General features: G+C 64.5%; 21 protein-coding genes, 1 tRNA gene and 2 pseudogenes. 15 read left to right on the forward strand and 9 right to left on the reverse strand.

What is annotated here, in order from left to right; genetic code table 11:
- Positions 1-54: 54 nt before the first annotated feature.
- A pseudogene (locus V5279_RS46850) lies at positions 55-318 on the forward strand (nuclear transport factor 2 family protein); the annotation flags it as partial.
- 4 nt (positions 319-322) lie between these two features.
- A complete protein-coding gene (locus tag V5279_RS46855; RefSeq protein WP_414646003.1) occupies positions 323-505 on the forward strand; it encodes a hypothetical protein in 183 nt (60 codons plus the stop codon).
- Positions 506-634: 129 nt separating this feature from the next.
- On the opposite strand, the gene V5279_RS00455 is transcribed toward V5279_RS46855, so the two are convergent.
- From V5279_RS00455 to V5279_RS00465, 3 genes are read right to left on the reverse strand one after another with little or no spacing between them, the layout of a single operon-like run.
- Positions 635-1,432: an acyl-CoA thioesterase domain-containing protein gene (locus V5279_RS00455; RefSeq protein ID WP_338694162.1), complete on the reverse strand. Its 798-nt coding sequence runs from the start codon at positions 1,430-1,432 to the stop codon at positions 635-637.
- 34 nt (positions 1,433-1,466) lie between these two features.
- The gene (gene queG, locus V5279_RS00460; RefSeq protein ID WP_338694164.1) at positions 1,467-2,657 is read right to left on the reverse strand and encodes a tRNA epoxyqueuosine(34) reductase QueG; all 1,191 of its coding nucleotides are present in this window, start codon (positions 2,655-2,657) and stop codon (positions 1,467-1,469) included.
- On the reverse strand, positions 2,606-3,298 hold the full coding sequence (locus tag V5279_RS00465) for a glutathione S-transferase family protein (RefSeq protein WP_029081039.1): 693 nt from the start codon (positions 3,296-3,298) through the stop codon (positions 2,606-2,608). Before V5279_RS00465 ends, queG begins: the two co-directional genes overlap by 52 nt.
- Positions 3,299-3,561: 263 nt before the next feature.
- On the opposite strand from V5279_RS00465, the gene V5279_RS00470 reads away from it, so the two are divergent.
- Positions 3,562-4,368, forward strand: coding sequence for an undecaprenyl-diphosphate phosphatase (locus V5279_RS00470; protein ID WP_166300165.1), 807 nt, complete (start codon positions 3,562-3,564; stop codon positions 4,366-4,368).
- A gap of 197 nt (positions 4,369-4,565) precedes the next feature.
- Here the strand turns inward: V5279_RS00470 and V5279_RS00475 are convergent, their stop codons facing one another.
- Complete coding sequence (locus V5279_RS00475) at positions 4,566-5,534, reverse strand: complex I NDUFA9 subunit family protein (RefSeq protein ID WP_338694168.1); 969 nt, start codon at positions 5,532-5,534, stop codon at positions 4,566-4,568.
- A gap of 148 nt (positions 5,535-5,682) precedes the next feature.
- Here V5279_RS00475 and V5279_RS00480 point away from each other — a divergent pair.
- Positions 5,683-5,769, forward strand: a tRNA-Leu gene (locus V5279_RS00480).
- A 144-nt stretch (positions 5,770-5,913) separates the two neighbouring features.
- Here V5279_RS00480 and V5279_RS00485 read toward each other — a convergent pair.
- From V5279_RS00485 to V5279_RS46865, 3 genes and pseudogenes are all read right to left on the reverse strand, one after another.
- Entirely contained in the window at positions 5,914-6,129 is a 216-nt protein-coding gene (locus V5279_RS00485; RefSeq protein ID WP_338694170.1) for a hypothetical protein, read from the reverse strand.
- A 32-nt stretch (positions 6,130-6,161) separates the two neighbouring features.
- Complete coding sequence (locus V5279_RS46860) at positions 6,162-6,317, reverse strand: hypothetical protein (protein ID WP_371261198.1); 156 nt, start codon at positions 6,315-6,317, stop codon at positions 6,162-6,164.
- 64 nt (positions 6,318-6,381) lie between these two features.
- Positions 6,382-6,564, reverse strand: a pseudogene (locus tag V5279_RS46865) (hypothetical protein); the annotation flags it as partial.
- A gap of 299 nt (positions 6,565-6,863) precedes the next feature.
- On the opposite strand from V5279_RS46865, the gene V5279_RS00495 reads away from it, so the two are divergent.
- Positions 6,864-8,075 carry a GNAT family N-acetyltransferase gene (locus tag V5279_RS00495; RefSeq protein WP_338694171.1) on the forward strand — a complete coding sequence of 404 codons (1,212 nt, stop codon included), beginning with the start codon at positions 6,864-6,866 and terminating at the stop codon, positions 8,073-8,075.
- 34 nt (positions 8,076-8,109) lie between these two features.
- Here the strand turns inward: V5279_RS00495 and V5279_RS00500 are convergent, their stop codons facing one another.
- Positions 8,110-9,378, reverse strand: a complete 1,269-nt coding sequence (locus V5279_RS00500) for an MFS transporter (RefSeq protein WP_338694173.1) — start codon at positions 9,376-9,378, stop codon at positions 8,110-8,112.
- Positions 9,379-9,816: 438 nt separating this feature from the next.
- Between V5279_RS00500 and V5279_RS00505 the strand changes: the two genes are divergently transcribed.
- The 9 genes from V5279_RS00505 to ptsN all read left to right on the forward strand — a co-directional run bounded on the left by V5279_RS00505 (position 9,817) and on the right by ptsN (position 20,327).
- Positions 9,817-12,597 carry an autotransporter outer membrane beta-barrel domain-containing protein gene (locus V5279_RS00505; RefSeq protein WP_338694175.1) on the forward strand — a complete coding sequence of 927 codons (2,781 nt, stop codon included), beginning with the start codon at positions 9,817-9,819 and terminating at the stop codon, positions 12,595-12,597.
- A gap of 128 nt (positions 12,598-12,725) precedes the next feature.
- A complete protein-coding gene (locus tag V5279_RS00510) occupies positions 12,726-13,340 on the forward strand; it encodes a ribonuclease D (protein WP_166300175.1) in 615 nt (204 codons plus the stop codon).
- Positions 13,341-13,506: 166 nt separating this feature from the next.
- Positions 13,507-14,229: an LPS export ABC transporter periplasmic protein LptC gene (gene lptC / locus V5279_RS00515; RefSeq protein ID WP_338694179.1), complete on the forward strand. Its 723-nt coding sequence runs from the start codon at positions 13,507-13,509 to the stop codon at positions 14,227-14,229.
- The gene (locus V5279_RS00520) at positions 14,226-14,969 is read left to right on the forward strand and encodes an LptA/OstA family protein (RefSeq protein WP_414645886.1); all 744 of its coding nucleotides are present in this window, start codon (positions 14,226-14,228) and stop codon (positions 14,967-14,969) included. Before lptC ends, V5279_RS00520 begins: the two co-directional genes overlap by 4 nt.
- 29 nt (positions 14,970-14,998) lie before the next feature.
- Positions 14,999-15,688 carry an LptA/OstA family protein gene (locus V5279_RS00525; RefSeq protein WP_338694181.1) on the forward strand — a complete coding sequence of 230 codons (690 nt, stop codon included), beginning with the start codon at positions 14,999-15,001 and terminating at the stop codon, positions 15,686-15,688.
- 320 nt (positions 15,689-16,008) lie between these two features.
- Complete coding sequence (gene lptB, locus V5279_RS00530) at positions 16,009-16,989, forward strand: LPS export ABC transporter ATP-binding protein (RefSeq protein ID WP_166300181.1); 981 nt, start codon at positions 16,009-16,011, stop codon at positions 16,987-16,989.
- Positions 16,990-17,193: 204 nt separating this feature from the next.
- Positions 17,194-18,849: an RNA polymerase factor sigma-54 gene (rpoN, locus tag V5279_RS00535; RefSeq protein ID WP_338694184.1), complete on the forward strand. Its 1,656-nt coding sequence runs from the start codon at positions 17,194-17,196 to the stop codon at positions 18,847-18,849.
- 185 nt (positions 18,850-19,034) lie between these two features.
- Positions 19,035-19,634, forward strand: a complete 600-nt coding sequence (gene hpf / locus V5279_RS00540; protein WP_166300105.1) for a ribosome hibernation-promoting factor, HPF/YfiA family — start codon at positions 19,035-19,037, stop codon at positions 19,632-19,634.
- A 231-nt stretch (positions 19,635-19,865) separates the two neighbouring features.
- Entirely contained in the window at positions 19,866-20,327 is a 462-nt protein-coding gene (ptsN, locus tag V5279_RS00545; RefSeq protein WP_029082506.1) for a PTS IIA-like nitrogen regulatory protein PtsN, read from the forward strand.
- Between the two features lie 249 nt (positions 20,328-20,576).
- Here ptsN and V5279_RS00550 read toward each other — a convergent pair whose 3' ends face one another.
- Complete coding sequence (locus tag V5279_RS00550) at positions 20,577-21,305, reverse strand: helix-turn-helix domain-containing protein (RefSeq protein WP_338694186.1); 729 nt, start codon at positions 21,303-21,305, stop codon at positions 20,577-20,579.
- Between the two features lie 327 nt (positions 21,306-21,632).
- On the opposite strand from V5279_RS00550, the gene V5279_RS00555 reads away from it, so the two are divergent.
- Positions 21,633-22,436: an SDR family NAD(P)-dependent oxidoreductase gene (locus V5279_RS00555; RefSeq protein WP_166300101.1), complete on the forward strand. Its 804-nt coding sequence runs from the start codon at positions 21,633-21,635 to the stop codon at positions 22,434-22,436.
- The last annotated feature ends 3 nt before the right edge of the window (positions 22,437-22,439 follow it).

Raw genomic sequence — 22,439 nt, forward strand, 5'->3', positions numbered from 1 at the left:
GCCTGCGCGGGGCATGACAGAGTGGTTGGGAGAGACGCCATGGAAACGACAATGATGCTGTGCGCGTTCTGCGACGCGGTCGAGCAGCGCAACGGCAAGGCGTTTGCAAAGCTCTTCACCGAGGACGGCGTCTATCACGACGTGTTCTACGGCGCGTTCAAGGGGCACGCCAAAATAGCCGAGATGATCGACGACTGGTTCTACCGGACCGCGACCGATTTCCGCTGGGTCATGCATGATCCCGTCTCTGACGGCGCGACGCTCTATGCGCGCTACACGTTCAGCTACCGCTCGACCTTGCCGGAAGCCAAAGGCGCGCGCGATGTTCGAGGGCGTCGCGATCATGCGGCTGCGCGACGGCAAGATCACCGAATATCACGAGGTCGCCAACACCGCGCCGGCCTTCGTCGACCTGAATTTTGCGTCGGAACGGATCGCCAAGATCGTCGGCAAGCAGGGTGCCGCGCTGAGGGCGCGGCCGGAGATGAAGCGGCATCTCACCTAGCGCCGTCATTCCCCGGTGCGCAATTGCGCACCTGGGGGCATCGCGCAGCGATGAACCCGGAATCTGGAAGTTGTGGCGCGAGATTCTGGGCTCGCGCTTCGCGCGCCCCGGAATGACGACCGGGGACAATTACGGCGGCGGCGGATTGGTCATCGGCTTGCGCTGCGCCAGCGCCGCCACGGTCGACGTGCCGATCGGGCCCTGCTCGTCATAGAGCCAGCATTCGCCGATCGCGACGCCGTCGGTGGCGTGCTGGTTGACGACCTCGAAGCCGATCCAGTTGGTCACCGGCAAACGGTGCAGATAGATCGTGACGTCGCTGTTGATGTAGCCGAGCCCCTGGTCGCCGGCATTGGCAAAGGGGCTCGCGAAATCCGCGCCGGTCGCGACATGGACGAACGGCGTCATCTTCACGCCGGCGACGAGCTCGCGCACCTCGCTCATCCAGAGCCGGCGCTCGCCGAGCGAACCCATGTGGCCGACAATTGGCCGCGTCTCCCATTTGCCGTTCATGCCGAGCCTGGGATCGGACGGCTTCGGAATCTCCGCGGGCGCCGGCACCCGCCAGTTCGGCGGCGACCACACATTGCCCGGCGCATTTTCCGTCCGGCGCAACAACTGGCAGGAGGCGCGCGCCATGCTGGTGCCGCCGGAGACAAACTCGGCCTCGATCACCTTGATGCGGAGCCCGTCGCGGACGAGCTTCGTCGTCACCTCGACCGGCGTCGTGATGTTGGGCAGCCGGAACATGTCGACTGTCAGCCGCGCCGGGACGAAGTCGTCGGAGCCGTGACGCTCCTCGATGGCGAAGCCGAGCAGGCCGATCACGACGCGGCCGTGCATCGATTCCGGACTCCACGGTCCGTTCGCAACGGATGTCGGCATGAAGCCGTCGCCGTGCCTGGTGAAGAAGGGCTGGTTTGTCATGGTTGTCGACCATGACGGGAATGCCGCGATGAAATCAAGAGGCCGCTGCCGCGCGCCACTCCTGCTGCACGCTGACATCAGGCTCGCCGCCGGCGCGTGAGGCCAGCGCCGCGAACGCATCGCGGGCGATCAGTTGCGACAGTGCCCACACCGCGGCGCCGCGCACCAGCGGGCTCGCATCGTCGAGCAAACGCTGCGCCTCGCCGGCAAGGCTTGCATCGCCGGAATTGCCGATCGCGATCAGCACATTGCGGATGAAGCGGTCGCGGCCGATGCGCTTGACCGGCGACTTCGTGAACAGCGCGCGAAAAGCTGCATCGTCGAGCCGCGCCAGCTCGCCGAGCGCAGGTGCGCGCAACGCATCGCGCGCGGCAAGCTTCTGCTCGCGTCCCGCTTGCGCGAACTTGTTCCACGGACACACCGCGAGGCAATCGTCGCAACCATAGATGCGGTTGCCGATGCTCCTGCGGAATTCGTGCGGGATCGGGCCCTTGTTCTCGATCGTCAGATAGGAGATGCAGCGCCGCGCATCGAGCTTGTACGGGGCCGGAAACGCTGCGGTCGGACAGATGTCCTGACAGGCGCGGCAGCTGCCGCAATGATCGGCTTCGCTATCGTCGCGCGGCAGCTCGGTGGCGGAATAGATCGCGCCGAGAAACAGCCACGAGCCAAACTCGCGCGACACCAGATTGGTGTGCTTGCCCTGCCAGCCGATGCCGGCGGCCTGCGCCAACGGCTTCTCCATCACGGCAGCGGTGTCGACGAACACCTTCACCTCGTCGCCGGTCGCAGCAGCGAGCCAGCGCGCCAGTGTCTTCAGCCGCTTCTTGATCACGTCGTGATAGTCGTCGCCCTGGGCATAGACCGAGATCGCGCCGTGCGATCGGCGCGCGAGAATTTTTAGCGGATTGTCGTCCGGCCCGTAATTGACCCCGAGCATGATGATCGAGCGCACACCGCCCCACAGCACGCGCGGATCGGCGCGCCGCTCCGGATTGGCGGCAAGCCAGTCCATGTCGCCATGGCCGCCGGAGCCGAGGAACTCGAGGAAATACTGTCCGGCTTCGCCCGTCGCGTCAGGAGCGGTGAAGCCGATGGCATCGAAGCCGAGCGCACGCGCCTCGCGCGTCAGTGCCGCCTTGAGATCGGCAGGAGAGAGCCGGACCGCCGGGTTCAGAAGTCGAGGTCCACATAGGTCCGCGACGCCGGCACCCCCGCCAGCCATTCGCTGAGCAGCGGGCGGAACGACGGGCGGGATTTCACCCGCGCGTACCACGCCTTTGCTGCGTCGTCCTCGCTCCATGGCACGTCGCCCAGATAGTCGATCGCCGAAAGATGCGCCGCGGCGGCGAGGTCCGCGTAGGTGAGGCGGTCGCCGGCGAGATAGTTCCGGGTCTTCGCGAGCCAGCCGATATAGCTCAGATGATAGCGCACATTGACCTTGGCGGCGCGCATGATGTCGGGGGCCGGCGGGCCGCCGCCATTGTCCTCGCTCATGAAGCGCTTGTAGATCCGCTCGGTCACCAGCGGGTTGGAGGCTTCCTCGAAGAATTTCTCGTTGAACCACGCCATCAGCCGGCGCACCTCGACGCGTTCGGCGGTCGAGGTGGGCAGCAGCCGCCGCTCGCCGGCATCGAGGCCATGCGCCTCGTCGACATATTCGGCGATTACGGGAGCTCCCGGAACCGGCGGAAAGCCCTCGGCGATCAGCACCGGCGTGGTTGCCGCCGGATTGAGCGCGAGATACGCCTCGCGCCGCTCCCACACCCGCTCCTCCACCAGCCGCAGATCGAGCCCGTACTCGCCGAGCACGAGGCGAATGAATCGCGAATGCGGACAGAACGGATGGTGATACAGCGTGTACATGAAGTCCTTGGTAGTTCCGCGGCGATTAAGAAACCATCAACCTGTGTGACCTGAGCCTGCAATTTGGCCAGACCTGCTCCGGTCGTCTCTATGTCGCGTCAGCACGCAAACCGGTAGCCACCCCCGCAGATGGTGCGGGTCACAAAAACGCTATAGCCCAGCAAATCGGTCAGGTAACCCATTGTTTGACGATTTTTTGCGATTGCGGCCAATGTGCGAATAAGCGAGAAGAATCCCGTTTTCCACACAGGGCAGGCCACATCATGATGACGGATATGCTGCGAGCGGTGATTCTCGGCATCGTCGAGGGCGTCACAGAGTTCCTGCCGGTCTCCTCGACAGGCCACCTGCTGCTCGCGGAACGCTTCTTCAATCTCGGCGAAGGCAATTTCTGGAAGAGCTTTGCGATCCTGATTCAGCTCGGTGCGATCCTCGCGATCCTCGCGCTCTACTTCACCAAATTGTGGCGCGTCGCGCTCGGCATGTTCTCCAATCCCGACGACCGCCGCTTCGTGATCGGCGTGCTGGTCGCCTTCCTGCCTGCCGTCGTGATCGGCCTGATCGCCGGCAAATACATCAAGGAATTCCTGTTCAATCCGTGGGTGGTCTGCTTCACGCTGATCGTCGGCGGCGCCGTCCTGCTCTGGGTCGATCAGCTCGATCTCAAGGTGTACGAGGACGATGCGACCCGGTTCCCGCTGTTGATGTATTTCTGGATCGGCGTCGCGCAGTGCCTGGCGATGATCCCCGGCGTGTCGCGCTCCGGCGCCAGCATCGTGGCCGCGATGCTGCTCGGTGCCGACAAGCGCTCGGCGGCCGAGTTCTCGTTCTTCCTCGCGATCCCGACCATGGTCGGCGCGTTCGCCTATGATTTCTACAAGAACCGCGCCGACTTCACGTCGGACAATCTGAGCGTCATCGCGGTCGGCTTCGTGGTGTCGTTCATCACCGCGATGATCGTGGTGCGGGCGTTCCTCAACTTCGTCACCCGCCGCGGCTTCACGTTCTTTGCCTGGTGGCGCGTGATCGTCGGCACCCTCGGCCTGATCGCGCTGGCGATGGGGCGGTAACGCGTTGTCTTACCTCGCCCCGCTTGCGGGGAGAGGCTTGCAGCTCAGGCACAGCGTGAATTTCCATCCATCACCGTCATCCTGAGGAGCCGCGGAGCGGCGTCTCGAAGGATGCACGGCCCAGCTCTCGGCCGTTCATCCTTCGAGGCTCGCTGCGCTCGCACCTCAGGATGACGGGGAGAATTGGGGAGCGCAGGCTACGCGCTCTTCTTCTGGAACTGCCCGGTCGCGCGGAAGCGCCAGAGATATTGCGGGGCGATCGCTTCCATCGAGTCGGGCGCGATGCCGAGGCCGGCGAAAGTGAGCCCGGCGGCCTTGGCGGCATCCGACACCACATTGTCCGAACGCAGCATCGCGACCTGGTCGGGCGTCAGCGTGAATGGGCCGGGCGCAAACTGCAGGACATACGATTGCAGCTTGGCGAGGCCGAACGGCAGCGGCGCCAGCATGCGATCGCGCTGGGTGATCTGGAGGATGATCTCCATCACCTCGCGCATGGTCAGCACCTCAGGACCGCCGAGCTCGTAGGTCGCGCCCGGCTTGGCCTTGCCGTCGACGGCATCGGCCACCGCGTCGGCGACGTCGGCGACATAGGCCGGCTGCAGCTTGTTGGTGCCGCCGCCGACCAGCGGCAGCACCGGCGACATCCGCGCCAGCGCCGCAAAGCGGTTGGTGAACTGATCCTCCGGCCCGAACAGCAGCGACGGCCGCATGATGGTGGCCTGTGGCAAGGCCGCCTGCACCGCCGCCTCGCCGGCCGCCTTGGCGCGGTAGTAACCCGACAGCGAATTCTCGTCAGCGCCGATCGCCGAGACATGGACCATCCGGGCGCCGGCCGTGGCCGCTGCCTTGGCGATGGTCTCGGCGCCCTTCACCTGCACGGCGTCAAAGCTCTGTCCGCCGCCCTCGGCCAGGATGCCGACCAGATTGATCGCGATATGCGAATCGCGCATCGCCGCCTCGACCGAGGCCGGATAGCGCACATTGGCCTGAACCGCATGAATCTGCCCGACGCGGCCGAGCGGCTGCAGATGGAAGGCCAGTTCGGGCCGCCGCACCGCGACTCGCACGCGATAATCGCGCTTGCAGAGCGCCCGGACCACGTTCCGTCCCAGAAAACCCGATCCGCCGAAGACCGTGACGAGCGTTTCCAGGTTCGATGCCATGAGGTAAATTCCTGCCGGATTCGAGAGCGATTGAGCGTATTTAGCGCCTCTCGCGATACGCCATCAGCCCAATCCTGTACAGGCTATTTGAATTTCCAATCTCGAATTTGACAAGCGCGTAACCGATCCTTACTAAGCCGCTCCACATGCCCAGGTGGCGGAATTGGTAGACGCGCTGGCTTCAGGTGCCAGTGGCTTAACGGCCGTGAAGGTTCGAGTCCTTTCCTGGGCACCACCCCCTTTTTAAGCGATTGAAATCGCTCAGCATCCACAGGGGTGGGTGCGGCGAGGCCGTAACCCGCCGAGGGTGGGGCGAGACGGCGATTATACCGTTGGCCCTCCGCGCTATACCCGTGGTCGGTTGCTCATTTCCGAGCCGTTAGACGACGCGGACGCAGTCTCGTTCGATCCAAATGGAGTGCATGTAGCTTGGCTCCTCCAAGACCTCCCCGACTTCGAGTTCGACCAGGTCTCCTTTGAGATCGACGACTGGAAAATGGCGGCCGAGGCACCTCATGAATAGTGCCCGCGTCTCCATGTCTTCCGGCAGCGCCTCCGGAACAGCCACGACTTCAACTCTGTCCCCGATCTTCATTATCAACGCCTCCGGCGGCCACCAAAACGAGTCTAGGCGCGCATTCCAACCGCAGGACCAAACGGCGGGTCATCATCGTTCGGCGGCGCCGGCGCGTAGTGATCGAATTGCATGGTGAAGGTCGCGCGGCCCCGGCCTGCCACGCGCAGGCCATTCGTGTACCCGAACATGTTCATCAGCGGCACCATTGCCGCGATGACGACGTTGTCGCTGTGCGCGCTTTGATTCTGAATCGTGGCACGGCGCAGGGACGCGCTTCAAGAGGTCGATCTTGGTGTCGAGCTGCAGCTCGCTGATGCCCCTCAGGATGATCTGGCCGGACTCGGGATCGGTCGACACGCGGAAGGAGGGATCCTCCGCGGTCAGCTCGGCGAGTGCAGCCTTAAGCCTCTGATGGTCGGCTTGCGACTTAGGCTCGATCGCAATTTCGATAATGCCGGGTTGCACTGAGCGGTCCACCTTCGCTCCATGATATCACGAGATGGACCGTGAGGTGTGTTAACCACGCGGCCGCCGAATACGTCGTTCCGTTGTCAACATGGAGCCTGACGGTCGGTGTAGCCAAAACGGAACCGATAGCCTCATGACCAGCAGGTAAACGATGGAGGTAACCCCCCTTCTCTCGTCCTGCGACACTTTACCATTTTTGTCCCGACATCGAATTACGCTCAGATGGCGCGCCGACCGGACGGCCTCAGCTGCGCTGGGACTATGCACTACGACAGGGCTAGGGGATGATCGCGATCGAAAGCCACGCGGCGCGGGCTCAACCAGCGCGCATCGCCACCGTCGACATCGTCCACGATCTCGACGCCGCCGAGGCTATCTGGCGGAGTCTCGAGAACTCCAACCATTCCATCACGCCCTTTCAGCGCTTCGACTTCCTCGCCCCGTGGCAGCGTGAGGTCGGTGAGCGCGAGGGATTATCGCCTTTCATCGTTGTTATGCGTGACGGCGACGCCCAACCACGGGGCTTGCTGCCGCTTGCTCTGCAAACAGCGCTGGGGGTGCGCCGCGCGAGCTTCATGGGCGGCGAGCACGCAACCTTCAACATAGGCTTGTGGGATCGCGAGTTCGCTGCCGGTGCCACGAAGGCCGATCTCGACGCAGTCATCGCGATGCTCGCCAAGCGCGACGAGGCCGACGTACTGGTGCTGCGCCAACAGCCGGCGCAGTGGCGCGACGTGCAAAATCCGCTGGCGCTGCTGCCTCATGAACCCCCGGTCTTCAACTGCCCGATGCGCACAATCGAGCCGGGCGCAACGGCCGCGAACCTGATCGGCAATCCCTCCCGCCGCATGAAGCTCAAGCAGCGCAAACTGCTGGAGCTGACCGGCTACCGCTATCACGTCGCCTCTGCCGACGCCGACATCGCCCGTCTGCTCGACTGGTTCTTCCGCGTGAAGTCGGAGCGGTTGGCCGAGCGGAAGCTGTCCAATGTGTTCGCCGAACGCGCCGTGGAGACATTCATCCGCACCGCTTGCATGACAAAGCTGCCCCACGGCGGCCGTGCCATCGAAATCCATGCGCTCGAATGCGACGAGGAAGTGATCGCGATCTTCGCCCTGGCTGCCGACGGCCACCGCTTCTCGACGATGTTCAACACCTACACTTTGTCAGACAATGCGAAATTCAGCCCCGGCCTGCTCTTGATGCAGGAAATCATCCATCATTTTGCCGGCCGGCAGTATCGCGCCTTCGACTTCGGCCTCGGCTCGCATGAATACAAGCGGCTGTTCTGTAAGGACGACGAGCCATTGTTCGACAGTTTCATTCCGCTCACCAGGCTCGGCCGACAGGCCGCCGGAGTGATGTCCGCGGTGGACCGCACCAAGCGGTTGGTGGAGCTCCACCCGAAGCTTCGCGGCGTTGCGCAGCAACTTCGCAAGGTCTTGCTTGACAAAGCATTCTGCACAATTCCTCTCGTTTCCTTGCTTCAAATGTAGCTACCGAACTTCGTCAACCGCCCGGCACCTCCCGTCAGACGATGCGCCGGCCGGCGCGGCGCGCGATCGGCCGCTGCACGAAATACATCGCGGTCAGCGAGATCAGGGTCGTGGCGACGACGATGTAGCCGAGACGGTCGAAGTGCAGCAGCGAACCGTCCGGGTTCTCGGCGATGATCGCCGCCGCGAACACCGAGCCCAGCCCGCCCGACAGCTGCTGCACGGACGCTGAGACCGCGCTGAACGAGCCGCGCTGGCTGGCATCGGGGATCGCCGACATCAGCGCCTGTGACGGGATCATGCGCGAGAAGATGCCCACGAACATCAGCACATTGACGACGATGGCGGTCAGCAGCGAGACTTGGCCGAGATTGGTGTAGATCAGCACCATGATGACGGACACCACGCAGCCGAACGCGAAGGTCGGATATTTGCCGAATTTGTCGCTGGCGCGGCCGACCAGCGGCCCGATGAGGATGCTGAACAGGCCGGAGACCAGATAGATCGTCGGCAGATGGACGATGTCGATGCCGAGATTGTGCACGGTGAAGGCGCTGCCGAACGGCATCAGCATGAAGCCGCCCGTCGCCAGCAGCGTCGTCACCAGGAAAGCCAGCGTGTAGCGCGGCTGCCCGACGGTTGCGACCAGATGGCGGAACGGATTGCTGTCGTGCTGCAGCTTGAGATGCCCGTCGACCGGCTCCATCACCAGCGCGATGACGGCGATTGCCGCGATCGACAGGCCGACGATGGCGACAAAGCAGATGTGCCAGTTCCAGTGATTGGCCAAGAAAAGTCCGGCCGGGACGCCGAGCACCTGGCTCGCGGCGAACGCCGTCTGCAGCACGCCCATCGCGCGGCCGCGCTGTTGCAGCGGAAACAGGTCGGTGACGATCGCAAGCACGACGGACCCGATCACGCCGCCGAACAGGCCGGTGACGATGCGGCCGAGCAGCAGCACTTGGAAATTCTGCGCCACCGCGCAAAGCACGGTGCCGAGCATGAAGCCGACATAGAAGAACAGCAGCAGCCGCTTGCGGTCGAAGCGATCGGCAAAGCCGGCAGCGAGGATGCCGGAAAATCCGGCGGCGAAAGCGTAGGCGGACACCGCGACGCCGAACTGCCCGGCCGTGATGTTGAGCGACGGCATCAGGATGGCGCCGAGCGGCGACATGATGATGAAGTCGAGGATCAGGGTGAATTGCGTGAAGGCAAGCAGCGCGATCAGGAACGATTGATAGCGCGTAAAGCCGCGCTCCTGCTGGTCGTCGTCGATCGGCGCGGCAATGGTCTGTTCCGACATGAGGCTCATTTCACTGCGAGGCTGGGTGGGGCTGGCCACAGATAGGGAGGGCGCGGGAGGATTTCATGGGGCGCGCGGGCAACAGTTCCATCGAAATCGCGAGCTTGAGGAATGGCTTGGCCGTGCGCATCACGTGGAAACTGGCGCGAAAACGCGGACAGCCGGACGTCCGGCCCGCAACGGCAATTGTTTCCGGTTGTGTCGGACGATAACTGCAACGGGTGAGTGGTGGTCTTCACAACCTTGAAAGCGTACGCACGTCAAGGATGTGAATCGGAACGATGCAGCTCATGGTTCCATCTGTGGCGATGGCGCAACAGACCGCTGCAAATTGTCTCAAGCTTGAACGGAGCGATCAGCCGACGCTGAGAGCGGGGCAGGGGGTAGCAGAGGGCGCGAGGCCGGGGGCTCGGGTTCGCGCCGATATTGGAGAAGGGCATGGTTTCATCGCGGCTCGCGGCGATCCTGTCGTGCACTTTGGGTGGCGGCTGTTGTCTGTCCGTGTCGCAGGCGTTCGCCGCCTGCGACAGTCTCGCGCCGGTGAGCGGTCAGACGGTGACCTGCTCGACCGCTGCGCCGAATCCATCAGCCGTCGGCGTGCAGGCCGCGGCCGGCAGCTCGAACGTCACCGTGAACGTGCTGCAGGGCGCCGGCATCACGCCGGGCGCCGGAGCGACCGCGATCGGCCTTGTCGCCGGCAGCACCGCCACCAACAACGGCACGCTGACGATCAGCGGCGGCGGCACCGGAATCTTCGGCAGCGGCAACGGCAATGTCTTCACCAACGGTGCGTCCGGTGTGATCACGACCACAGGTGCCGGCAGCAACGCGATCGCCGCCAGCAGCAACGGCAACACGCTGATCAACAACGGCACCATCACGACGCAGAACGGCACCTCGCGCGGGCTTGCCATCACCGGTCTGACGCAACACAACAACAATACGCTGATCAATACCGGCACGATCACGACCCAGGGCCCGCAGTCGCACGGCCTCTATGTGCAGACCGGCGACAGCAACAGCTTCACCAACAGCGGCACCATCACCACGGCGGGCGCCGGCGCGCGTGCGATCTTCTCCGCCGGACAGTTCGCAAACATGACCAACACCGGCACGCTGCTGACGACCGGCGGCGATGCCGGCGGCACCGCCAACAACACCGTTTTCATGCAAGGCAATGCCGGCGTGCTGCGCAACAGCGGCACCATCGAGGCGCGCGGCGTCAATGCCGACGGCGTATTCTCCAACACCGCGGGATCGTCATTCACCGCCCGCATCGAGAATCTCGCCGGCGGCCGGATCATCAGCCAGTCGGGGCCCGCGATCCGCACGCTCAACGGCGCCACCACCATCGTCAATGCCGGCCTGATCGCCGGCAACAGCGGCACTGCGCTCGCGGGCGGCGGCGGTGCGGTGACGATGATCCTGCAAACCGGCTCGCAGATCGTTGGCCTCGCGGATGGCGGCGGCGGCAACAACCAGGTGCGGCTGCAGGGCAGCGGCACGGTGAACAACCCGTTCACGCGATTCCAGACGCTGACGATGGAAGGTGCCGACTGGACCTGGGCCGGCACCGGCAGCTTCGCCAACACCTTCATCAACAGCGGCTCGCTGACGCTGCAGACGTCGCTGACCGGCAATGTGTCGATTGCATCAGGCACCAGCCTGCTGGCAGGCAACGGCGCCAACCCGTCGATCACGCCGTTTCCGAGCGGACCGCCTGTTACCGTCACCAATGCCGGCGTCATCAACCTGACCAATGGCGGCGCCGCCGCCGCGAACAGTCTGACGATCGCGGGCAACTATGTCGGCAATGGCGGCGGGCTCTTTCTGCGCACTGTGCTCGGTGGCGACGGTTCGCCGTCGGATCGTCTCGTCATCTCCGGCGGCAATGCGTCGGGCTCGACTGCCGTCACCGTCACCAATGCCGGTGGCGCGGGCGCGCTCACCACCGCCGACGGAATCATGGTGGTGCAGGCCGTCAATGGCGGCACCACGGCGGCAGGCGCATTCGGTCTTACCAACGCCGTCGTGGCCGGCGCGCACGAATATTTGTTGTTCCGCGGTGGCGTGTCCGCCGGCAGCGCCGACAATTGGTATCTGCGCTCAACGTTGTTGCCCGGCACGGCTGCGCCTGCGCCGCCGCTTGCGCCCCCACCGCCGCCGCCGACATCGCCCGATGTGGTCCCGCCGCCATCGACGCCGCTCGCGCCCGACGTGTCGGCGTTGACGCCGCCGCCGGCGGGCGCCGCGCCGGTCGAGCTCTATCGCGAGGAAGCCTCGGTCTATTCGGCGCTGCCGCAGGTCGCGCAAAAGCTCGGGCTCGCGACGCTCGGCACCTTCCATCAGCGCCAGGGCGATCAGGCCCTGCTGACCGGCGGCGGTGAACAGCCGGCGGCGTGGGCGCGCGCCTATGGCTCGCACAGCTCACAGGGCTGGGCCGGCACGGTCAGCCCCTCGTTCGACGGCACCATGGCCGGCGTGCAGGTCGGTGTCGACATCCTGCGCTTTCAGTCCGCGCCCGATCACCATGATCGCGCGGGCTTCTTCTATGCCTATGGCTGGGCCAGCGGCACCGTTAACGGTTTTGCGCTCGGCTTGAATGATGTCCGCACCGGCACGCTCTCGATCGACAGCCAGAATGTCGGCGGCTACTGGACCCATATCGGGCCCTCGGGCTGGTATGTCGACGCCATTCTGATGGGCAGCTTCTACGGTGCAAGTCCGCAATCGGATCGCCAGGTCGGCGCGCGTGTGTCGGGCACCGGCGTCGCGGCGTCGCTGGAAGCAGGGGTACCGATCCCACTGAATCGGTTTGTCGCGATCGAGCCGCAGGCGCAGCTGATCTGGCAACGCCAATCGTTCGACAGCTTCAACGACATGTTCTCCAGCGTCGCACTCGGCAGCGCCGATACGCTGACTGGCCGGCTCGGGGTCCGCGTTCCCGCGACCTTCACGGTTGGCACCGCCGAACTGCGTCCCTATCTCGAGGCCAATCTCTGGCACACCGCCGCGAACGACCGCAGCATCACCTTCGCCACGACAGACCTGATCGGCGTGCAAAGCCGCGGCACCGCGGTCGAGATCGGCGCCGGCGTCTCCGCGCAGCTCAATCGCGCGGTCAGCGCCTATGCGAGCGCGGGCTATACGACCTCGGTGGACTCGATGCATCGCGAGGACATCACCGGCCGGTTCGGGCTGCGCGTCAGCTGGCAGTAGCGGTGCGCCGGCGTCGGACGGTGTGGGGCAGCAAGCCATTGTCTCCGCTGCACAATGGCGCTACACCGTGAACCAACTGTGCCAGCGATAGCCTGTCCCGACAGCGATTCGACGAGGTTTTTGACAGCATGACCATCCGCCTGCATCGCGGCGACCTGCCCGATCTGTCCCGCTACACCGATTCGGTGGCGATCGACACCGAGACCATGGGACTGCATCCGCATCGCGACCGGCTCTGCGTGGTGCAGATGTCGAACGGCGACGGCACCGCCGACGTGATCCAGATTCCGAAGGGACACACCGATTCGCCGAACCTGAAGGCGCTGCTCGCCAATCCCAAGATCACCAAGATCTTCCATTTCGCGCGGTTCGACGTCGCGGTGCTCTACAACACTTTCGGCGTGATGCCGGCGCCGGTCTATTGCACCAAGATCGCCTCGCGCCTGTCGCGCACCTACACCGACCGCCACGGCCTGAAGGATCTGGTGCGCGAGGTGCTGAACGTCGAATTGTCGAAGCAGCAGCAGTCGAGCGACTGGGGCGCGCAAAGCCTGAGCGAGGCCCAGCTCGCCTACGCCGCCTCCGACGTGCTGCACCTGCACGCGCTACGCGACAAGCTCGATGTCATGCTGGCGCGCGAGGGACGGACGGATCTCGCCAGGGCCTGCTTCGAATTCCTGCCGACGCGCGCCAGGCTCGATCTCGACGGCTGGGAGGCCGAGGACATTTTCGCCCATTCATAATGGGCGCCGAATTCGTCGCAGCAGGGGCGATTCCGCCCCGTTTCGGCCAAACTGTTCACGCGTGGTCCGGGTTGAAGTCGGCTTGGGGGGCGCGACGCCGGGTCCCGGCTGCATATTTGGGCGGCTCCGGCTAGAATAGGGGCGATTTCGCGCCTCTGGAGCTCAGGTGAATTCGGTTCAGAATCCAGCCTATGTCACGGGCCTCGAGGCGCGCTTTGCCGCTGCCGCGCGGCACAGCCGTATGGTGCGGATCCTGCGCATCGCGGTGCCGGCGGTGGTCGGGCTGTCGATGGCCTCGATCATCTCCATCTCGGTGTTCAATCCATTCCACGACGTGATCCCCAAGCTGCCGCTCGAGATGGACAACCTCGTGGTGTCGGGCACCAAGATCACGATGGAATCGCCGCATATCGCCGGCTTCTCGACCGACGGGCGGCCCTATGAGATGTGGGCCAAGGCGGCAATCCAGGACGTCACCGATCCCGACCATGTCGAGCTGAAGACCATCCGCGCCAAGGTGGCGCAGCAGGATCAGTCGACGGTGACGATGGATGCGCGCACCGGCTTCTTCGACAACAAGAAGCAACTGCTCGACCTGCGCCAGGATATCTTCCTGCAATCGTCCACCGGCTATGAGGCGAAGCTGACGCAGGCCTTCGTCGACATCAACAAGGGCAATGTGTCGTCGGACGAGCATGTCGACGTCAAGCTGCTCGAGGGCACGCTGACCTCCGATCGCCTGCGCATCTACAACAGCGGCGAGCTGGTGCGGTTCGAAGGTAATGTCGTGATGAATCTGGACAAGCTCGGCGACAACAACCCGCCTGCCGAGCCCGCGCCGCCTCCTCCGCCGCCACCGAAGGCGCGCAAATCCGCCAACACGAAATGATTTTGATGATGAGACGTTTTCCGCACGGCATCGCAATGGCGGCCTTTCTGCTCGCGCTGTTCGCAGTGAGCCCTGCGTCCGCGCAGGGCACGATGACCGGCGTTCCCAACGCCATGCAGGGCTTTTCGCAGAACCGCGACCAGCCGATCCAGATCGAGGCGGCCTCGCTCGAAATGCGCGACAAGAAGAAGGAGGCGACCTTCGCCGGCAATGTGAAGGTCGTGCAGGGCGACACCACCATGACCTCGAAGATCCTGGTGGTGTTCTACGAGGATAAGTCGACCCAGGCGCCGGCACCTGCGCCGGCCGGCAAGGCCGCGGCCGCCAAGGGTGCTGCGCCGATGCAGTCGGCGACACCAGGCCCCGGCGGCGCGTCCTCGATCAAGCGGTTGGAGGCGAAGGGCGATGTCGTTGTGACCCAGAAGGACCAGGTCGTCACCGGCGAGACCGCGATCTTCGACACCAAGACCAATCTGATCACCATGCTCGGCGGCGCCGGCGGCCAGGTGGTGCTGACCCAGTGCCAGAACGTGCTGCGCGGTGACCGCCTGCTGGTCGACATGACCACCGGCGTCTCGCGGGTGGAATCCAGCAGCGGCAAGGTGCAGGGCCTGTTCATCCAGTCGCAGGGCGGACAGAGCGGCAAGGGCGGCTGCCCAGCGCCGGCTGCCCCCGGCGCGGCCCCTGCCGCCCCAGCTGCCCCGTCGCCGCTTCAGCTCATCCCGGGCAAACCAAAATAGGCGCCGGTGGCGCGAGGATCGTCATTCCGATGCTGCTTTCGCGCGCCGCAATCGTCGCCGTCCTCGCTCTGACGGCGTCCGACACCGCGCGCGGACAGGGCACTGCGTCGGTGCCCAATGCCATGCAGGGCTTCGCGCAGAACCGCAACCAGCCGGTCAAGATCGAGGCGGCCGTGCTCGAAATGCGTGACAAGAAGAAGGAGGCGACTTTCTCCGGCAATGTGAAGGTCGTGCAGGGCGACACCACCATGACCTCGAAGATCCTGGTCGTGTTCTACGAGGATAAATCGACCCAGCCGCCGGCGACTGCCCCGGGGTCACCCGCGGCCAAGGGGGCGCCCAAGGATCCTGCGGTGCAACCGGCGACGCCCGGCCCCGCCGGCGCGTCCTCGATCAAGCGGCTGGAGGCAAAGGGCGACGTCGTCGTGACCCAGAAGGATCAGGTCGTCACCGGCACGACCGCGATCTTCGACACCAAGACCAATCTGATCACCATGCTCGGCGGTAGCGGCAGCCAGGTGGTGCTGACCCAGTGCCAGAACGTGGTGCGCGGCGATCGCCTGCTGGTGGACATGACGACCGGCGTCTCGCGCGTGGAATCCGACACCGGCAGGGTGCAAGCCATGGTCGCTCAGGGGCAAGACTGCAGCGGCGCGCCGGCGCCGACGGCACAAGTAAGCCCCCCGTCAGCTTCCGCCAAACCACCAAAATCAAGATAAATCAATGCATTAGATAATATTTTGCGGCCGCGAGGTTGAAGCGCGCGGGGTGAGGCTGTATCTACTGCAGCGGTCCGGCCGAACGATGCGCCTTGAGGGGGAGCCATGTTGGCCGGTCAGGGGCATCCATTCATTCAAGGCGCGGGTGATCGCGCTTTGCCGTGTTGTTTGAGCATGATCTCCGCGCAAACGCGTCCGCTGTTGTCGCGAGGGGAGGCCGGAATCCAGATTTCCGGATCATGCTTGCGCCTTCGCGTGCGAATCGATTGGTCCGCAGGCAAAGTCGCGGGATTACCGTGAAAGGCTGAAGCGAAGCGGGGATGGTGGATTTTCTCGGCATGTTCCGGCGGCGCCCTGCGAAACGCAGCACCGGATTTGCGCGCTCGCATGACGACATCACGGCGCTCGGCGATTCCTTCGGCGAGATGCTGACGTCACCGGTGCGCGACGCGCCGCCGATGGCGCGCGCCGCCCCCGTTCCCGACGTCGAGTTGCCGCGATCGCAGCCCGCTGCAGCGCCGGCGCGTGCGCGGCCCGCGAGGAACAGCGCTCCGGCTGCGCCGCAGCTGATCAAGCGGCCGGGCTATCTGGCTGTGCATAGCGTGGAAAAGAGTTTTGGCAGCCGGCAGGTCGTGCGCGGCGTCAGCATCTATGTGCGCCGCGGCGAAGCGGTCGGCCTGCTCGGGCCCAACGGCGCCGGCAAGACCACCGTGTTCTACATGATCACCGGCCTGATCAAGGCCGATCGCGGCGCGATCGAGCTCGATGGCCACGACGTCACCAAGCTGCCGATGTATCAGCGCGCGCGCCTCGGCATCGGCTATCTGCCGCAGGAAGCCTCGATCTTCCGCGGCCTCTCGGTCGAGCAGAACATCCGTGCCGTGCTCGAGGTCGTCGAGCCCTCGAAGAAGAAGCGCGAGCATGAGCTCGATTCGCTGCTCGACGAATTCAACATCACGCGGCTGCGCAAAAGCCCGTCGATCGCGCTGTCCGGCGGCGAGCGCCGCCGTGTCGAGATCGCGCGCGCGCTGGCGACACGCCCGAACTACATGCTGCTCGACGAGCCGTTCGCCGGCATCGACCCGATCGCGGTCGGCGACATCCAGGATCTCGTCCGCCATCTCACCAACCGCGGCATCGGCGTCCTCATCACTGACCACAATGTCCGCGAGACGCTCGGCCTGACCGACCGCGCCTACATCGTCTATGCCGGTGAGATCTTGACTGAGGGAAGCCCGGAGGAGATCGTTAATGATCCCGATGTACGTCGGCTTTACCTTGGCGAGGAATTCCGTCTCTAGCGCATGATCCGCCAAAGTGTGAAGCGGTTTGGCGACAAGATCATGCGCTAATTAGAGAATCTGACGCGCGATCTGACGCAAAACCGGGCGTTCACTCTTGCTGGTCGCGCTTACCCCAAAAATTGCATCCGTCAAGCCGTATACAAGCTTCGCGGACTAAGATAAGCAAGAATCGAGCCAACTGTTAGGGTCGTTCTTGCCTCCATGGCGCTGACGCAAAGACTAGAGTTCCGCCAGTCGCAGTCGCTGGTGATGACGCCGCAGCTGATGCAGGCGATCAAGCTGCTGCAACTGTCGAACCTCGATCTGTCGGCCTTTGTCGAGGAAGAGCTGGAACGCAACCCGCTGCTCGATCGCGCCGCCGACGGGCCGGAACCGCCGGTGGCGGGCGAGCCGGCCATGGAACGGTCCGACTACGGCGATTCCGAAGGTTCCAGCAGCTACGGGGATGACGGCGACCATTCCGACATGGCGGCAAGCTCGGGCGGCGAGACCGCCTTCGAGCCCGGCCAGGAGGAATGGATGAACCGCGACCTCGGCACCCGCGCCGAGATCGAGCAGACGCTGGATACCGGTCTCGACAACGTGTTCTCCGAGGAGCCGGCGGAGGCGGCGGCGCGCGCCGCGCAGGACGCGCCACCCTCGGTCTATACCGAATGGGGCGGTGGCGCCTCCAGCGACGACGAGTACAATCTCGAAGCCTTCGTGGCCGCCGAACAGACGCTCACCGACCATCTCGCCGAACAGCTTGCGGTGGCGTTCTCGGCGCCGGCGCAGCGCATGATTGGGCAGTATCTGATCGACCTGGTCGACGACGCCGGCTATTTGCCCGCCGATCTCGGCCAGGCCGCCGAGCGGCTCGGTGCGTCGCAGCAGGCGGTCGACGAGGTCGTCGCGGTGCTGCAGAAATTCGATCCGCCGGGGGTGTGTGCGCGAAACCTGAGTGAGTGCCTGGCGATCCAGCTGCGCGAACTCGATCGCTACGATCCGGCGATGCAGGCGCTGGTCGAGCATCTCGACCTGCTCGCCAAGCGTGACATCGCGGCCTTGCGAAAGCTCTGCGGCGTCGACGACGAAGACATCACAGACATGATCGCGGAGATCCGCCGGCTCGATCCGAAGCCCGGTCTGAAGTTCGGCACCGCGCGGACGCAGACCATGGTGCCCGACGTCTATGTCCGTCCTGGACCCGACGGCGGCTGGCATGTCGAGCTCAATAGCGACACTCTGCCACGCGTGCTGGTCAATCAGACCTATTACGCTGAATTGTCGAAGACGATCCGCAAGGACGGTGACAAGTCGTACTTCACCGACTGCCTGCAGAACGCGACCTGGCTGGTGCGCGCTCTCGATCAGCGCGCCCGCACCATCCTGAAGGTCGCGACTGAAATCGTCCGCCAGCAGGACGGGTTCTTCACCTATGGCGTCGCGCATTTGCGGCCGCTCAATCTGAAGGCGGTGGCGGATGCGATCCAGATGCATGAATCGACGGTGTCGCGCGTCACCGCCAACAAATACATGGCGACCAATCGCGGCAGTTTTGAATTGAAGTATTTTTTCACCGCCTCGATCGCGTCCGCCGACGGCGGCGAGGCGCATTCGGCCGAAGCGGTGCGTCACCACATCAAGCAACTGATCGACGGCGAGGCGCCGTCGGCGATCCTGTCGGACGACACGATCGTGGAACGTTTGCGCGCCTCGGGCATTGATATTGCCCGCCGCACCGTCGCGAAGTACCGCGAAGCGATGCGGATCCCATCTTCGGTGCAGCGCCGCCGTGATAAACAGAGCATGCTTGGCAACGCCCTTTCGGCTCCCGCCTCCTCGTCCGACCGGTCGCGCGATACAGCCCCCGTTTAGGTTACTCTTTGAGCATGACCCCGTCCAAGTACGGACCGGACCATGCGCTCGTTGCGTTCGCGTCAAATCGCGATAGTCTCAACCTTTCCAGGTGAAGCGTCGTCCAGGAAGGAAGGTGACCGGAATCCCAGCAAGCATCATGCTCCTGCAAGAGTGATCGAGGCATCCAGCAATTGAGGCATCAAATGACCCTTCGTATCTCGGGAAAGAGCATCAGCATCGGCGAGGCGCTTCGCGCGCGCGTCAGCGAGCGCACCGACGAGGTCCTGCGAAAGTATTTTGATGGCAACTATTCGGGTCACATCACGCTGAGCAAAGATGGCTTCGGCTTCCGAACCGATTGCTCGCTGCATCTGGATTCCGGCATCACGCTGGAAGCCGAATCCAACGCCGCCGACGCCTATGCCAGCGCGGATGTTGCGCTCCTGATGATCGAGAAGCGCCTGCGCCGCTACAAGAGCCGGCTCAAGGATCGCTCCCACCGCAAGACCTATGCCGCCAACGCGGCGCTTGCCGAATTGAACGGCGTCGGGCTCGACGCGCCGAGCTACGTCATCGAGGCGCCCGAGAACGACGACGAGGTCACCGAATACAGCCCGGTGATCATTGCCGAGGCAACCACCGCGCTGAAGCGGCTGTCGGTCAGCGAAGCGGTGATGGAGCTCGACCTGTCCGGCGCCTCCTGCCTGGTGTTCCAGCATGGCGGCAGCGGCCGGGTGAACATCATTTACCGCCGTACGGACGGCAATGTCGGCTGGGTCGACCCGCCCGCGGTGAGCCCTTGAGGATAGTTGGCAGATGGCATTGACGTCCGAAGCCGGCCCTGCTTATGGTCCGCCGCCTCCAGGAATAAGGGGGCGGAACAGGGTTCGCAGGTGTTGGCACCGCCGATACGTTGGAGTAGAAGCCCTGCCAGCTGGACCCGGGCTAAGCCCGCATCCCACCTCAACTTCTTGACGCCGCCGCTGTAAAGCCTATTTCGCAACCTGACGGTTCATTCACCTCGGAACGTCCCAATGCCGATTACCGATTTGGTCGCACCCGAGGCGATTCTCCCGGCTTTAAAAGTCATCAGCAAGAAGCAGGCGCTGCAGGAACTTGCCGCGCGCGCGTCGGCTCTGACCGGGCAGAACGAGCGCGCCGTCTTCGAGGTGCTGCTGCAGCGCGAGAAGCTCGGCACCACGGCGGTCGGCTATGGCGTCGCCATTCCGCACGGCAAGCTGCCCAAGCTGGAGAAGCTGTTCGGCTTCTTCGCCCGCCTCGAGCGCCCGATCGATTTCGAGGCGATGGACGGCCAGCCGGTCGATCTGATCTTCCTGTTGCTGGCGCCCGAAGGCGCCGGTGCCGACCACCTCAAGGCGCTGGCGCGGATCGCCCGCCTGCTGCGCGACCAGGACGTCGCCAAGAAGCTGCGTGCCTCGCGCGACGCGCAGGCGATCTACTCGGTGCTCGCACTGCCGCCGGCGAGCGCGGCGTAATCATTCGCATTCGCGAACCCATTTCGCATTCGGGCGACTGTCATCACGGCAAACGTGCTTTATTGCGCGTCCGCGCAACAAAGCACTGTCGCATTCAATCCGTAGCACGCATGCAGCGAGGCATCCTCATCTTCTCCTTCCCCCTGAAAGGGGGAAGGTCGGGATGGGGGTCAGTCGCGGACAACGGTGTTTGCGGAGAGAGCAGATCCCCACCCGCTTTGCTCTGACGAGCAAAGCGACCTCCCCTTTTCAAGGGGAGGTTGGAGCCATTCTGCGATCTTTGCCGCGTAGCCCCGGATTTCGCTGCGCTTCATCCGGGCTACGAAAGATTCGCAATCGTTTCAGCAGATCGTCGGCAGCAGACGACGGACTTCGTCGAGCAGATCCGGAACGGCCATCTCGTCGTTGGCGAGGTGCCTGAGCAGCGCGCTCTGGAACAGGCCGTCGAGCAACGCGTAGAGCGCGGCCGGAGAGGATGCCGGCTGCTTGCCGCCGAGCTCGGCGTAGCGCGTGGCGATGCGCCAGATCATCTTCCAGGCTCTTGTCGATCTCGAGCACGTCCTTGCGAAACGCCGGCTCGAACATCGCCTGCGAGCGCATATCGTACCAGAGCCGGTGCATGCGGGCTTCGTCCCGCAACGTTGCCGCGAGCTTGGCGAGAAAACCTTCGGTCAATTCGTCGCGGCTTTGCGCCGACGTCACCACCTCGTCATAGCGCGTCACGCATTTCGCCTTGTAGTGACGGACGCAGCAGCAGATCAGGTCGAGCTTGTCGCTGAAGTAGTAGTGAAACACGCCGTGCGTGAAGGCGGAGTTCTGCGCGATCTCGCGCAGGCTGGTGCGCGCGAAGCCGAGCTCGCCGAGCGTTTCCAGCGCGGCTTCCGCAAGCTCGATGCGCCGCGCATTGAACTTCTCGTCGCGCAGCGCCTCGGCCGCCACCGCCACGCGTTGGGCCGCTCCCGTCGCTTGCCGCGCCATCTCGTGCCTTTCGTCTGACTGTTCCTTGCTGAGACTATACCGCGCGGACCGCGGCACGCTCCATCCCTTCACACCATCCTATTTGACACTTGTCAAATTCAGGCTTGACAAGTGTCAAGCTCCTGGACGAGGGTTGGCGCAATAATTTGGACAACCGTCAAGACGGCTGACCTAACGACATCAGGAGGAAATGCACCGCCGGGCGCGCCAACGCTGCGCCCGCCGACCGGCCGCGACCACCAGTGCGCAGAGAATGCGCAAGGCCGCAGGCCGTGCCGCCGATCGCCACAGCACCGATCAATCACCAAGCAAAGGGAGGACTACGTCATGAGTGCGAAGAGCCTTGAAGGCAGGAAAGCCCTGGTCACCGGCGGCGCCCGGGGGATTGGCGCGGCGATCGCGCAGGCGCTGGCGCGGTCCGGCGCCGCGGTCATGATCGGCGATATTCTTGAAAGCGCCGGCAAAGACACCGCCGGCGAGATCGCCAAGGCCGGCGTGAAAACCGGCTTCGTCAAGCTCGACGTCACCGACGACGCGCAATGGGAGCGGGCCGCCGCCGCGACGATCGAAACCCTCGGCGGCTACGACATCCTGATCAACAATGCCGGCATCGAGATCACCTCGCTGGTCAGCGAGATCAAGGCCGAGGACGCGCGCCGCATGTGCGACGTCAATATCGTCGGCACCGTGCTCGGCATGAAGCACGCCTTCCGCGCGATGCGGCCGGGCGGCGCCGCCGGCAAGGGCGGCGCGATCGTCAATATCGCTTCCGTTGCGGCGACGATCGCGTTCCCGAGCATCGCCGTCTACTCCGGCACCAAATCCGCGGTCGACCGCATGACGCGGGTCGCGGCGATGGAAGCCGGCAAGCTCGGCTACGGCGTGCGCGTCAACTGCATCTATCCCGGCCTGATCCCGACCGACATGGGCCTGCAGCTCGCCAATGACATCGTGAAGATCGGTCTGGCGCCCGACGTCAACGCCGCCGTCGGCTCGGTGGTGGAGCAGACGCCGCTCGGCAAGCTCGCCGAGGTTTCCGACATCGCAGACGCCGCGGTGTTCCTGTGCTCGAACGACGCCCGCTTCATCACCGGCATCGGCCTGCCGGTCGATGGCGGCATGGGCATGTAGCAA

The organism is Bradyrhizobium sp. 26S5 (assembly GCF_036923295.1).
Taxonomy (GTDB): Bacteria; Pseudomonadota; Alphaproteobacteria; order Rhizobiales; family Xanthobacteraceae; genus Bradyrhizobium; species Bradyrhizobium septentrionale.